The sequence below is a fragment of the Neobacillus sp. BP17 genome (assembly GCF_059579525.1).
Genome location: NZ_CM184198.1, coordinates 4,997,575 through 5,011,621, shown reverse-complemented (window position 1 = coordinate 5,011,621; position 14,047 = coordinate 4,997,575). Strand labels below are relative to the sequence as shown.

At 37.9% G+C, this 14,047-nt stretch carries 9 protein-coding genes and 1 pseudogene; 9 read left to right on the top strand and 1 reads right to left on the bottom strand.

The window, feature by feature from the left end:
- Window positions 1–23: 23 nt before the first annotated feature.
- Window positions 24–1,361, bottom strand: a complete 1,338-nt coding sequence (locus tag AC4QJR_RS24565) for a glycosyltransferase family 2 protein (RefSeq protein ID WP_496524492.1) — start codon at window positions 1,359–1,361, stop codon at window positions 24–26.
- A gap of 314 nt (window positions 1,362–1,675) precedes the next feature.
- On the opposite strand from AC4QJR_RS24565, the gene AC4QJR_RS24560 reads away from it, so the two are divergent.
- The 9 genes and pseudogenes from AC4QJR_RS24560 (at window position 1,676) to AC4QJR_RS24520 (ending at window position 13,955) form a co-directional block, all read left to right on the top strand.
- The gene (locus AC4QJR_RS24560) at window positions 1,676–4,801 is read left to right on the top strand and encodes a CDP-glycerol glycerophosphotransferase family protein (RefSeq protein WP_496524491.1); all 3,126 of its coding nucleotides are present in this window, start codon (window positions 1,676–1,678) and stop codon (window positions 4,799–4,801) included.
- A gap of 53 nt (window positions 4,802–4,854) precedes the next feature.
- Window positions 4,855–5,739 carry a UTP--glucose-1-phosphate uridylyltransferase GalU gene (galU, locus tag AC4QJR_RS24555; protein WP_496524490.1) on the top strand — a complete coding sequence of 295 codons (885 nt, stop codon included), beginning with the start codon at window positions 4,855–4,857 and terminating at the stop codon, window positions 5,737–5,739.
- 81 nt (window positions 5,740–5,820) lie between these two features.
- Window positions 5,821–6,996 (top strand): annotated as a pseudogene (locus tag AC4QJR_RS24550) (CDP-glycerol glycerophosphotransferase family protein); the annotation flags it as partial.
- 319 nt (window positions 6,997–7,315) lie between these two features.
- Entirely contained in the window at window positions 7,316–9,640 is a 2,325-nt protein-coding gene (locus tag AC4QJR_RS24545) for an SH3 domain-containing protein (protein WP_496524489.1), read from the top strand.
- Window positions 9,641–9,858: 218 nt separating this feature from the next.
- Window positions 9,859–10,257, top strand: a complete 399-nt coding sequence (gene tagD / locus AC4QJR_RS24540; protein ID WP_098576370.1) for a glycerol-3-phosphate cytidylyltransferase — start codon at window positions 9,859–9,861, stop codon at window positions 10,255–10,257.
- The gene (locus AC4QJR_RS24535) at window positions 10,238–11,446 is read left to right on the top strand and encodes a CDP-glycerol glycerophosphotransferase family protein (RefSeq protein ID WP_496524488.1); all 1,209 of its coding nucleotides are present in this window, start codon (window positions 10,238–10,240) and stop codon (window positions 11,444–11,446) included. Before tagD ends, AC4QJR_RS24535 begins: the two co-directional genes overlap by 20 nt.
- Window positions 11,447–11,566: 120 nt before the next feature.
- Window positions 11,567–12,397: an ABC transporter permease gene (locus AC4QJR_RS24530; RefSeq protein WP_496524487.1), complete on the top strand. Its 831-nt coding sequence runs from the start codon at window positions 11,567–11,569 to the stop codon at window positions 12,395–12,397.
- A gap of 17 nt (window positions 12,398–12,414) precedes the next feature.
- Window positions 12,415–13,221, top strand: a complete 807-nt coding sequence (gene tagH / locus AC4QJR_RS24525; RefSeq protein WP_496524486.1) for a teichoic acids export ABC transporter ATP-binding subunit TagH — start codon at window positions 12,415–12,417, stop codon at window positions 13,219–13,221.
- A complete protein-coding gene (locus AC4QJR_RS24520) occupies window positions 13,221–13,955 on the top strand; it encodes a WecB/TagA/CpsF family glycosyltransferase (protein ID WP_496524485.1) in 735 nt (244 codons plus the stop codon). Before tagH ends, AC4QJR_RS24520 begins: the two co-directional genes overlap by 1 nt.
- The last annotated feature ends 92 nt before the right edge of the window (window positions 13,956–14,047 follow it).

Here is a 14,047-nt window from a genome sequence, read left to right as displayed (position 1 = left end):
TTTTGGATTCACCCTTTTTACTATTAATTCAAGTCTACTACTTTCAGGTTTACTTTGTTTAACAGAAATTTTCTGCCAGATTCAGTTTCTAGGCCGAATTGGAATTTACTCCGATAGAAGGGCAAAGTGGTTTCAAAACCAGCATGCTCGTAGTTTCGGACAACGGTTCCCCAGATGATCCGCAGTTTTCCTGGAATTTCGGCTTTTGGCAAATACGTGATCTTGTCTTTCGTCTGGATAAACAGCCGATCATTTTCCTTCATAAAATAGACTTTATTCATGAAGTGACCTTTTATTGTCCACTTTAATGCACGGTGATGACATTCAGTTATTACAACTTTCTGTTTTTCAATCTTCTTGGGACTTATATTTTCTTTGTACGGCCAGCCATTTTCACTTAGGTTTAACAAATAGGTTTTATAATAAAAAGGCATGTCCTGTTCCTTGATGTATTTCTGATCAAACAGTTGAATTAACTTCACAAATTCCTCGAAAAACTCATCTTGTTCTTCTTTGGTTAACACTTCAAAGATTATCGGGTTGTTCTTTGGAAAAAGATACAACCGAATATGGTACGTGATTAAAAACTGCACATAAGGGAGGATCTCGTTATAACGGCTCTTTGATTCGTTAATCAACGTTAAATAACAACGTCTAATCATTTCCGTGTATCGTGATTTTTGATACCAAGCATTACTAACAAGTGAATCCTCATCGACACGTCGGCGGTAATGATATTTTGCTTCCGAGACTACCCCATATTGCTTGTGCTCTAATAAAAAGGTATTGATAAAGAGGGCGTCCTCCCAAAATTTGATGTCGGTTTGAAATCGCAAATCCGGATTAGTTAGGAAATGTTTCGCTTTAAAAAAGCATCCGCCAATATGAAAATGAATCCCCGTATACTCCTCGAGAATATGGATAACACGGTCTCCTTGCTCAAAACGATAGTTCAATCTGTGCGGAGTATCGATTCGTTCAAAATGGTAGAGGGGAATCACAGCTAGTTGTATTTCAGAATTCCGCGAAAAAAAAGAACCCACTTTTTCAAGTGTATCCTCAGACAGAAGATCATCGGCATCTAGGAAACCAATATAATCTGAATGTGGTGATACATGATCAAAACCGGTATTCCTTGCACTGCCAGGACCGGCATTTTCACGGTAAATATATTTAATATTATTAGGATATTGTTTGACGTAGTTTTGACATATATCTTTTGATTGATCGGTACTGCCGTCATCAACAAGAATTATTTCGACATTTTGTTTAAAGTCAACTGTTTGATGGATAAGGCTTTCAATCGCTTCTTGTACATATTTCTCTGCATTATAGACAGGAATGATCATCGAAAAAAGCATGCGGTAACTGCCCCTTAACTGTATTTGTGATAGGTATTGTATTCATTATAGTAGAGTGTCTGGATGAGTACAATATTCCTTGTAATCAGAATTCAACAATCTCGCAACAACTGCTAGTTATTATTACACTACGAACAATATTGGAAGTTCTTTATCAAGCAAATGGATGACCAGGAAATTCTGATAACCATTTGCTTTTTTGTTGTTTAGAAAAAGTAGATTGTCAGCTCCGTACATATAAAGCACCAAAAATGGTAAGAATAACTAATAAAAAATTATAAGAAAGTGAACTGGTAAGGGAGCTGTAGATGTTCATGAATAAAAAGGTTTTAAAAAGAAGAATTAAATTTATTTTCGGACCCCTCTATAATTATGTTAGAAAGGCCAATCATCGCAGAAATTTTCAGTATAGAAGATTTTATGAAAAATCAAAGGTGAGGGACCATACTATACTTTATGAAAGCAGGGACGGAAAAAGTGTAACCGATAGCCCATATGCTATTTTTAAATACCTCTTACATCACCCCGAATTTCAGCATTTTAAACATATTTGGTCAATCCATCATGAGAAAGAGTTAGAAAGCGTGATCGCCAACTATAAAGACTTGAAAAATGTGATATTTGTGAAACGGAATTCAAAGGAATATCTTAAGTGGTTAGCCACGAGCAAGTACTTGATTAATAATTCTACCTTTCAGCCTTTTTTTATTCCCAAAAAAGAGCAAGTCTATATTAATACCTGGCATGGGACTCCGTTAAAAAGAATGGGATTTGATATCCCTGGAAATCCAGCCCACTCGCAGAATGTAGTGAGGAATTTTCTTGGTGCGGATTTTCTCTTAAGTCCCAATGACCATACAACCAAAATGTTTCTTAATAGTTATAAACTAAACGGACTATATAATGGAGAAATTATTCAAGAAGGCTATCCAAGAATAGATCTAACCTATCATACTGATGCAGATAGATTTCATTCTTTACTAACTCGATTAGGGCTAGAAATCGATAAAAATAAACAGACGATTCTGTATGCACCTACATGGAAAGGGACAAATGTATCAAAAGCAAAAAATGATATGTTCCAAATCATTAGTGAAATGACCTATTTGAGGCAAAAGGTAGGAAACGAGTATAACCTTTTAATCAAAGTTCATCCCTTTTTGTATAATCAAGCGAAGAAATTTACTGAAATTAAAGAGATCTTAGTTCCGGACTTTGTAGATACTAACGAGCTGTTAAGTACTGTGGATCTTTTAATCACCGATTACTCGAGTATCTTTTTTGATTACCTTGTAACAGGTAAACCAATCTTATTCTATATTTGGGATTATGACGATTACCAGGAAGAAAGAGGTATGTATTTATCCGAGGATGAACTACCAGGACCTACGCTCTTTACCATCGAAGAAGTGGCTGACGCCGTTCAAGATATTAATAAAATAAGTGATAGCTATCGCCCTGTCTATCAGGCAGCAAAAAACAAATTCACATCACATGATGATGGAAAGGTGACGGCAAGAATCGTCCAATACGTCTTTAACCAGGAAAAGACTCCAATCAATATCATTAATCAATTGGACCGGGAAAAAAAGAAAATCCTTATTTATCCTGGCGGGTTGCAAAACAATGGCATTACCTCATCCTTTATCAATCTAGTCGACAATATTGACTATAGTAAGTTTGATGTTAGTATTTTCATGAAATCACCAAAATCGAAAGAAACCTTAAATAATATCGCAAAGGTAAATAAGAATGCTAGGTTCTTGTTTCGAAATGGATTAGAAGTACATAGTCTTTTTGAAGTGTATCGGGATAAATTTGTTCATAATCGAGGAGCACATAGTAAAGTGACCAAAAAACTTTACCCAGAAAACGCCTATAAGCGGGAATACAACAGAATATCAGGTCGGGCACAATTTGATTATGCCATTGATTTTAGTGGTTACAGTCTGTATTGGGCCAAATATTTGCTTGCTTCCGATGCAAAGAAAAAAATCTGTTATATGCATAATGACATCCGTTCGGATAGTGAAAAGGTCATAAATGGGCGCCGGCCCCATCGAATAAATTTACGGGGCCTCTTTTCCGTCTATGATCGGTTTGACAAACTGGTAAGTGTATCACCAGCAACAATGGAGCTAAACAGAAGTAATTTGGCGGAATTTGCTGAGGAATTTAAATTTGATTTTGTTATGAACTCGATTAATCCAGAGAAAATTCTGAGACTAGGGAATGAAGAATGGACAGAAAGTATAACGAAATCGATAATCAATGAGGTTATCGCTGAAGACCAAATCATCAGTAATACGGTCTTTAAAGCAAGTGCAAGGATCACGAATCCGAAAAACGAGGTAATCTGGAACAGACCACCTGTCGTAAGCGGAGCAGCTGAAGTGGCACCAGCTCTGAAATACCTAAACGAGGAAGTCGCAATTTTACGAGAGGTGCAAACAAAGTCTACTAATTATTATAAATTTAGTATCGATGACCGGATCGTTGGCTGGCTTGACCAAGGCTGTTTTGAATTGCTTCCAGATCGTGTCTTATTACATACGCCCGTGCAGAAATTAGCAATTATTTCTCATGGAAATAGACATGACATTTGGAGTATGCCCTATAATCTAGAAGGAACAGAGAAAGTCGCTTCTGGCAAGGATTATAAAGGTCGATTGGTCGATGTAGATGAAGAAGCAAGAACACAGCAAGGAATCTATAGCCGGCTTTCTATCAAGGGAACCATGATTGGCTGGATTGATTCGTCGGCATTGACGATTGTTCGGGAATATGATGGAAGGAAACAACTTCATTCCAAGATCCATCCTCCGTTGTATAAAATGCTCCATTCGAAAAAATACAAACTAGTGGTTCCAACTATAATAGAAGAAAAACTTGAAACGATTGAAGAAACAGTGATCCCTCCTCAGCCGGTTGGAGAAAATTATAATTTCATTACGATGGGACGATTATCCCCTGAAAAAGGCCAGGATAACTTGATTAAGGCCTTCAGTCAATTTCAGCAGAAATTCCCAAATTCAAAGTTATATATTCTAGGTGAAGGTCCGTTAAGGAATGACTTGGAGAATTTGATTGCGGAATTGGAGCTATCAGATTCTGTATACTTGATGGGCCAATTAGAGAACCCATTTATATTAATGAAGAAATGCGATTGTTTTGTTCTTTCCTCCCATTATGAGGGCCAGCCAATGGTGTTACTAGAGGCGATGACCCATGGGATGAAAATCATAGCGACAGATATTGTTGCGAATCGAAATGTATTGGAAAATGGGCGGTATGGGTTATTAGTTGAAAATAGCATTGAAGGGCTGGAAAAAGGTCTCACTCAATTGGCGGGAAATGAGCTGGATATTAAGCTTGATGAATTTATTCCAGAAGAATACAATAAAAAGGCAATGGCATCGTTTTATCAAATATTAGATTGATGCAGAAATTTAGAATGGATCATAATTTGAATACGAAATAAGGAGACATAAAAATGAGTAAAGTCAAAAAGGCGATTATTCCAGCAGCGGGATTGGGCACAAGGTTTTTACCTGCTACGAAAGCAATGCCGAAGGAAATGCTGCCAATCGTTGATAAACCAACGATTCAATATATTGTGGAAGAAGCAATCGAATCAGGAATTGAAGATATTATCATCGTAACCGGTAAAGGGAAAAGAGCCATCGAAGATCACTTTGACAGCGCATTTGAACTGGAAGAAAATTTAGCTCGTAAAGAGAAGTTCGAGCTCCTCGAAGAAGTTCGTAAGCCCGGGAATGTTGATATACATTACATAAGACAAAAAGAGCCAAGAGGGTTAGGGCATGCGATTTGGTGTGCGAGAAAGTTCATTGGCAATGAGCCATTTGCGGTGTTATTAGGGGATGATATTGTCCAAGCAAAGGTGCCTTCGTTAAAACAGTTAATGAACATATATGATAAAGTAGGTTCTTCTGTTATTGGGGTGCAGCCCGTTCCAATGGCAGAAACAAACCGCTACGGGATTATTGATCCGAGCCGGCAAGATGGACGCATGTATGAGGTAAGAAACTTTGTTGAAAAGCCGCCCGTCGAGTTAGCGCCATCAAATCTTGCCATTTTGGGAAGATATATTTTAACACCTGAGATTTTTGATCTCCTTGAAAATCAAGAAACAGGATCAGGTGGTGAAATTCAACTGACAGATGCGATTCAACGCTTGAATAGTATCCAGGATGTTTTTGCCTATGACTTTGAAGGAATCCGCTATGATGTTGGTGAGAAATTTGGTTTTATTAAGACAACGATTGAAATGGCTTTAAGCAGAGAGGAACTAAGGGAACAATTGCTTGAGTACCTAGTGAAACTGGTGAATCAAGAAGTGAAAATGAATAAATAGTTTTTTGAGTAAACACGAGGCTGCTTTTTTTTATGCAGCCCTTTCAGTGTTTCTTCTTCAACGGTTAGGAGCGCGGTTTTATTGGTATCATCCGTGAAAAAGTTAGTAATAGCAGGATACAAATGGTTATTTCAGTTGGTTTCACTTTTCCCGCCACAGAAAAAATTAATTATGTTTGAAAGCTTTCTTGGCAAGCAATACAGTTGTAATCCTCGGGCGATTTACGAATACCTGCAAAGAAATCATCCTGAATATGAACTTATTTGGAGTGTCGATCCCCGGTTTGAAAAAGGCTTTGGTGAGAAAGGAATTCCGTATGCCCGTCGCTTTTCGGTAAAATGGCTGTTTTTGATGGCGAGGGCAAGGTTTTGGGTAACTAATAGCCGGATGCCCTTGTGGATTCCGAAGCCAAAGCAGACCATTTACTTGCAAACATGGCATGGGACCCCCTTGAAAAAGCTGGCCCATGATATGAAAGAAGTGCTCATGGCAGGGACAACGACGGAGCAGTATAAGCAAGAATTTTATCTTGAATCACGGAACTGGGATTATTTAATTTCTCCCAATCGGTATTCAACAGAAATATTTAAGCGTGCCTTTAAATTCGATAAAGAAATGATTGAATCGGGTTATCCACGAAATGATATTTTTTATAAAGATGATCGTGACGATCGTGCCAAGGAATTTAAGCAGAAGCATCAACTTCCTGAGGATAAAAAAGTGATCCTTTATGCCCCGACGTGGCGCGACAATCAATTTCATCAAGAAGGTAAATATAAGCTTGATTTGCAGTTGGATTTGGAAAAACTTAAACAAGAACTCGGGGATGAATATATTATCATTCTCCGGATGCATTATCTAGTCGCTGAAAACTTTGACTTGGAGGCGTATAAAGGCTTTGCTTGGGACTTTTCCAAGCATGAGGACATCCGAGAACTATATTTAATCAGTGATTTACTGATTACGGATTATTCGTCTGTATTTTTTGATTATGCGAATTTGAAACGGCCGATGATATTCTTTACCTACGATCTTGAGGAATATAAGGACGATATAAGAGGTTTTTACTTTAATTTTGAAGAAAAAGCACCAGGACCGCTCGTCGAAACAACAGAAGAAGTGATTGCTGCTATTAAAGACCAAGTCAATCCTACGGTTTCAAATGAACGGATGAATGATTTTTATCAACAGTTTTGTTACCTAGAAGATGGGCATGCGGCAGAAAGAGTGGTCAATGAAGTCATTTTAAAGAATTGAAAATAAACGGATCGAAAACACCCAAGGTTGAAATTTGGGTGTTTTTGTCATTTTATCCCACAAGGACAGTGATAGTTTACAAATTCTCCGAAGAATCTCCCTAATTCTCATGAGTAAATCGACCTATTTTTTCGAATTGCAACAAGTATTTATTGGAAACTATTTAAAATTAAGAGGATATCAGCGATAATAGGAATTGATAACGTTATATTTTCTCAGATTTAATGGGAGGATGCAACTTTCGTCATAATTTGAGTTTTTTTATATTTATAGAAAAATTAGAAATGCAGCATCCAAAATCCGACAGGGAGGTGTGTCAATGAGAAATATCGGGAAAGTTCTTCTCTTATCTACTAGTTTATTAGTAGGAGAGGTTGTCACTCCAATTATTCCATCAAAGGTGCAACTTGCCTATGCCGCCAGCACTATAAAATTAGCAAATATCAGTTACCAAACGACTGACAATGTTAATTTGCGAACGGGTCCTTCGACAAAATATAAAGCAATCCTTCAGGTCCCTAAATCAAAAACGATCACTGCCACTGAACAAAAAGGCACCTGGGTAAAGGTTTCGTACCAATATACCCTAAAAGGGAAGAAAGTCGTCCAAATAGGTTGGGTTAGCGCCTCCTATATCAAGAAAATTTCTACAGCACCAAAAACGGTTAAATTTGCAAAAACAACGTATCAGACTACCGATAATGTTAACATCCGCTCAGGAGCCAGCACGAAATATAAAACATTACTTTCAATTCCAAAGGGCAAGACCATCACAAGCGCGGAGAAAGTAACGGATTGGTATAAGGTGACCTACACCTATTCTTCTAAAGGGAAAAATGTAACAACTACTGGATGGGTAAAAGGGATTTTTTTAAAGGAATACTATAAATATAGTGTGGTTGCCGGAGGGTATTATTTTCCCAAAAAGACAGTGAAGCTATATTCTACTCCTGATACAAAGAAAAGCCCTCTTTACAGCCTTGCAAGCGGAAACGGACTTTATTCTGCCTATCAAGCAGTTAATAGTATTGGGCAGATATGGTATAGGGTGTCTTACAACGGCAAAACACTGTATGTTTATAGCGGAGAGGTAAGCAAAGCTCTGGTGACTTCCTTTGCGTCAGCAGACTATCAGGCAAAACTAGATACATATGTATACGCATCCTATGGGAAGGTCTATACAAAACTAGTAAAGATACCAAAGCAAACAATCATTTCTTCTAAGCAAAGAATCGGAGATTGGTATAAAGTCTCCTATAACGGGAAATCTGGCTATGTCTATGGCGGCGATATTACAAAATATGCTAAGCCTGCCGAGACACCCGACAAGGGAGGAACTGACAACGGTGGGGTAAACATTCCTCCAACCGATACCATTGCCGAGCAAGCCATAACCAAGACAACTTATGCGGTTACGGATCAATTAAATGTTAGACAAGCTGCGGCAACAACTGCTGCCATTTTAACCTCGATTCCTAGAGGAACAATCATTATTCCAACCAGCAAGACGTCTAATGGCTGGTATAAGGTCAGCTATGCCGGGAAAAGCGGCTACGTATTTGGCACGTACCTTCAACAGGTGATAACGGGTGATCCAATGGGCACGAGGGATACCTATCAGTTTATTGATTTAAGAACTCAATCTCCTGTTAAGGCAAGTCAAATTAATAATTATATTGCTGGCTATGTAAAAAATACGGGGAAGCCGAGTATTTTGACGAATAAAGGACAGGTATTTATTGATGCCGGGCGAAAGTATGGGGTCAATCCACTTTACTTGGCAGCCCATGCCATTCATGAGAGTGCCTATGGAACCTCTAGTATTTCGATTACCAAGAACAACTTATTTGGCTTTGGTGCCTATGATGCAGCGCCATTTGTAGCTGCCTATCGTTTTGCTAGTGTAGAGTTGTGTATTGACTTTATTGCCCGTGAAATGAAATCTACGTACTTAAATCCAGCTAATTGGAAGTTTCAAGGGGCATATCTGGGTTTTGGTACCACATCATTAACGAATGCAAGAATTGATGCTAGTAGTGAGGGCATGAACTTCTTTTATGCTACTGATCCGTATTGGGGTAAAGCAATCAGCCAGCATATGGAAAAGATTCTTTCCTATGATAAAGCCTATTATGCAAAGGCAGATCCCGATGCCAATATCCCTCAAAGGCCGTTAATTCCTGCTGGCGGAGATAAGTTTCCCGCTGATATCGTCGCCATTGCTACCATCCCTGCAAATAAACAAATTGTTCTAAATAGTAAAAAGGGCGTACATGATGCAGTGAAAACGATGAAAAGAGGAACCTCCTTTACTGTCCTGGAAAAAACAAATGACTTTTGGCTGCGGGTGAAAGTGGACAATAAAGAATACTGGACCAATGATGTAGACTTTAGCAACTATAAAAATTACATATCTGTTCAAAATCTAGGGAGAGTGACAGTTTCGGAGTTAAATATCCGAACCGGGCCATCCACATCCAATTCCTCGCTAGGAAAGCTGCCGTTAAATGATTATGTTTCTCTTATCATGAAAGCAGATGGCACAGTAACGATGGATGGGACGAAAACATGGTATCAAGTGAAAACAGCCAATGGAAGCAAAGGCTGGGTTAGTAAAATGTATATTACTCAGGAACTGAAATAGTGTTAGAGGCTGACTTGTTCACCAAGTCAGCTTTTTCAATAAAATTAAGTAATTAATGGTATTTTGTTGGAAATTATTCAGTTCTTATTTGAATTTTAAGTTTGATAGTCTTATAATGATTTGGTGAAGTCAACTACATTAAAAATGAAAAATAATTTTTGATATTGAATAAATATTGCCGCATTTTCCGAATACTAATAGCAGGAGGAGTTACTCTTATGAAAAAGGTGTTAACATATGGAACATTTGATTTATTACATTTTGGTCATATAAATTTACTTAGCCGTGCCAAAGACTTAGGAGATTATTTAGTTGTTGGTCTATCCACAGATGAATTCAATAAAGGCAAGAATAAACAAGCTTACCACAGCTTTGAAAACAGAAAGTTAATTTTAGAATCCATTCGTTTTGTGGATGAAGTGATTCCTGAAAATACTTGGGACCAAAAAATTCAAGACGTGATCAAACATGAAATTGATGTTTTTGTGATGGGTGATGATTGGAAGGGCAAATTTGACTTTCTTAAAGAATATTGTGAAGTGGTTTACCTGCCAAGAACAATCGGGATTTCTACTTCACAAATAAAAGAAGATTTAAATGCTGTCACAAATGGTTAGGGAACTAGCCATTTGTTTTTATTTATTTGTCTTTAAGTGCCTGTTTTCCATATTTAGTCTGTGGCCGCTAAGAAACAAAACCACGTTTGTGGTTAGTTTTGGTGATAACACCCAGTATGTGTATGAAGAAATTCGCAGGCAGCACATTTTAACTGATGTGGTGTTTCTCTGCGAACAAAAGGTGTTCCCTAAATTTAAGGATGTTCAAGAGGCCACAACTATTCTCTTTGAAGCGAAACATATCATGAATTGGCTGAAAGCGGTATTTCATATAGCCACTTCCCGCCATATTTTTATTGATAACTACTTTGGCTTTCTAGCTGCCGTAACCTTTAAAAAAGAAGTCAAGTGTATTCAGTTATGGCATGCCTCGGGGGCGATGAAAAAGTTCGGTCTGGAAGATGAATCGATTAAAACGAGAACCGATAGTGCGAGAGAGCGTTTTTTACAGGTATACAGGAAATTTGATCGAGTAATAGCCGGCTCGGATGTGATGACAGAGATTTTTATGAAGTCTTTTAACCTCAAAAAGGAGAATATCCTGCCGACAGGCGTCCCAAGAACTGATTTCTTCTATAATGAAGAGGCAAAACGAAAGGCAATCGACACCTTACTACATCAACATCCTAGCTTGAGAGCTAAAAAAATTATTCTCTATGCTCCTACTTATCGAGACCATGAGTTAGAACACTTTAACCTTGTCTTAGAGGTTGAAAAAATGGCACATGAGTTAGGACAAGACTATCGGTTAATTCTCAGGTTACATCCGGCAATTGTTCACAAGGATGAGTATGTCCTGCGATACTCAGATTTCGTTGTTGACCTTTCCTCAAGTCAGTATGATATTAATGAACTACTGGTTGCCGCTGATTATTTGATTACTGATTATTCGTCGATTCCCTACGATTTTTCAATCTTACATAAACCGATCATCTTTTTCGCCTACGATTTAGATGAGTATAAAGAACATCGTGGTCTAATGGAAGGATTTGAAGACAACTTACCAGGACCGCTTGTCAAAGATACCCAATCAATTATTGACCTTATTCAAAACAACCGCTTCGACCTTAGCCTTGTCGAATATTATGCAGAAAAATGGAACCAATATTCTAAAGGCTGTTCAAGCCAAAACCTTGTGCAGTACATATTTGCTGAAGAGAGTTTTAAGGCAAGGAGTACTGGGTATTAATTTAATAAATATGACAAGCTTCGATATTTTCATGTCGAAGCTTTGTTTTTATTATGTCCCTTTGGAGAAATTAATGTATAATGAACAAGGTTATTATTAGCTATAGGAAGGACAATTTTCATGAAATCGATGATTACTATTGTAAAGGAACAAATCAGTTCCTTTTACTTGATCCTGAGGTTATCTGCCTTTGAACTAAAAAGTGCGAATACGAATAATTATCTCGGCAGGTTATGGGAAATACTGAATCCAATGATTCAATTGACTATTTATTGGTTTGTATTTGGGGCCGGAATTCGGAAAGGCCGAGAGGTTCCAATGGATAATGGTATAGATGTTCCGTTTTTTATTTGGATGGTTACAGGAATGATAGTCTGGTTTTTCGTCAATCCCGCGATTTCAGCTTCATCACGATCGATATATTCCAGAATCCAATTAATCGCAAAAATGAGTTTTCCGATGAGTGCGATTCCTTCTTTTGTCATCATGGCGAATTTTTATACCCATCTCATATTAGTGGCCGTGGTCACCGTTTTTTTACAATTTACTGATTTTAAACTAAGCATTTATTTTGTACAGCTGCCTTACTTTATGATTGCTACGTTATTATTTTTACTTGCACTTGCTTTGGTGACTTCCACGCTGTCTACTATTGTTAGGGATGTTCAGCAGGTCGTTCAGTCCGTCTTAAAAATGCTGTTATATTTAACACCACTCTTATGGCAAACTGAACATTTAATGATAAACGGAATCGACTTTATTTTTATATTAAAATTAAACCCACTGTACTACATTGTTGAAGGGTACAGAGCGGCCTTGCTTGGAACAACTTGGTATCCAGCAGAATACCCGCAATTAACGTTGTATTTTTGGATTACTGTTGTCGTTTTATTTTTCATCGGTTCTGTCCTTCATTTGAAATTTAGAAACCGTTTTGTTGATTACTTGTAAATTGGAGTTGATTTTTCGTGAGTGAAACGGTGATAGTAAAGAATGTCTTTAAAAAATATAAAATGCATCGATCACCAAAAGAAAAGCTTCTAGATGTTGTTCTACCGGGTGGGTATGGCGAGGATTTTTATGCACTTCAAGATATATCCTTTACGGCCCAGCAAGGGGATGTCATCGGACTTGTCGGTGTCAATGGTTCCGGAAAATCTACGCTGTCTAACATTATCGCAGGCGTGATACCGCCTACTTCTGGTGAGGTTACCACGATTGGGACAACCTCGATTATCGCCATCTCGTCTGGTCTGAATAATCAATTGACAGGCCGAGAGAATATTGAGTTAAAATGCTTAATGCTCGGTTTTAAAAAGAAAGAAATTAAAGAGATGGAACCTGAAATCATTGAATTTGCCGATATCGGGAAGTTTATTGACCAACCAGTAAAAAAATATTCCAGCGGGATGAAGTCCCGGCTTGGTTTTGCGATTTCGGTCACGGTTAATCCGGATATTCTAATTGTCGATGAAGCCTTATCTGTGGGTGACCAGGTTTTTGCGCAAAAATCAAAGAACAAAATGTTTGAGTTTAAAGAAAAAGGGAAAACCATATTCTTCGTCAGCCATTCGATGGGTCAAATTAAAGAGTTCTGTGAAAAAGCAGTTTGGTTAGAGTATGGTGAAATTAAGAAGTTTGGACCGGTAAAAGAAGTCATTCCTGAATATGAAAAATTCCTAAAAGAATATAAGTCGATGACCCCGGAACAGCAGAAAAAATTCCGTGAAAAAGTCATGCAAAAACAAAAAGGCTTAGCTGCAAAGGGTATTTAATGATGAAAACAAACTTAGTGACTGTTTTAGGAATAAATTTTGTGAACAAACACTTTGGTCAAGTAGTTGAGGACCTTATTGCAAGAATAGATAGTAAGCAAAAATCATTCATTGTCACAGCTAACCCGGAAATAGTCATGTATGCACATGAACATCCCGATTATAAAAAAATCATCCAATCGGCCGACATGGTTGTTCCTGACGGGTATGGAATTATTCTTGCTTCGAAAATTCTAGGTACTCCAATCATTGAGAGGGTGGCTGGTTATGATTTAACGATCCGTCTCCTCGAACTTGGCAATAAGAAAAAATTGAAAATTTATCTCTTAGGCGGACGCGAGGAAACTAATCAAAAAGCGGTGGACAATATCCACAGCAGCTATCCTGATATTCAAATCGTCGGACGTCATCATGGATTTTTTGATTGGGAGAAAAGTAGTGTGACTGCTGAGATTAAGGCAGCTAACCCGGATGTCGTATTTGTGGCATTGGGATTCCCTAGACAGGAACAATGGATTGCTAAACATCTCGACCAATTTTCGCACGGATTATTTATGGGGGTGGGAGGCAGTATCGATGTCCTTGCCGGTGAGGTCCAGCGTGCTCCGCGCATCTGGCAAAAGTTGAATCTCGAATGGTTTTATCGCTTAATTAGCCAGCCATCCAGATGGAGAAGAATGTTGGCTATCCCACGTTTTATTAAGCAAATCTTTAAATTAAAGCGCAGCAAATAAGCTGCTAACTATTTTTACTTAAAATACATGTAACCTTCTGAAGCAACCAATCGTCTTACATGGTGAAAGAAGTAAATTACTAGCATTATGTT

Excerpts from the sequence above, each read along its gene's own strand:
- AC4QJR_RS24565 (WP_496524492.1), bottom strand. The coding sequence starts at position 1,361 with ATGCTTTTTTCGATGATCATTCCTGTCTATAATGCAGAGAAATATGTA.
- AC4QJR_RS24560 (WP_496524491.1), top strand. The coding sequence starts at position 1,676 with ATGAATAAAAAGGTTTTAAAAAGAAGAATTAAATTTATTTTCGGACCC.
- galU (WP_496524490.1), top strand. The coding sequence starts at position 4,855 with ATGAGTAAAGTCAAAAAGGCGATTATTCCAGCAGCGGGATTGGGCACA.
- AC4QJR_RS24545 (WP_496524489.1), top strand. The coding sequence starts at position 7,316 with ATGAGAAATATCGGGAAAGTTCTTCTCTTATCTACTAGTTTATTAGTA.
- tagD (WP_098576370.1), top strand. The coding sequence starts at position 9,859 with ATGAAAAAGGTGTTAACATATGGAACATTTGATTTATTACATTTTGGT.
- AC4QJR_RS24535 (WP_496524488.1), top strand. The coding sequence starts at position 10,238 with ATGCTGTCACAAATGGTTAGGGAACTAGCCATTTGTTTTTATTTATTT.
- AC4QJR_RS24530 (WP_496524487.1), top strand. The coding sequence starts at position 11,567 with ATGAAATCGATGATTACTATTGTAAAGGAACAAATCAGTTCCTTTTAC.
- AC4QJR_RS24520 (WP_496524485.1), top strand. The coding sequence starts at position 13,221 with ATGATGAAAACAAACTTAGTGACTGTTTTAGGAATAAATTTTGTGAAC.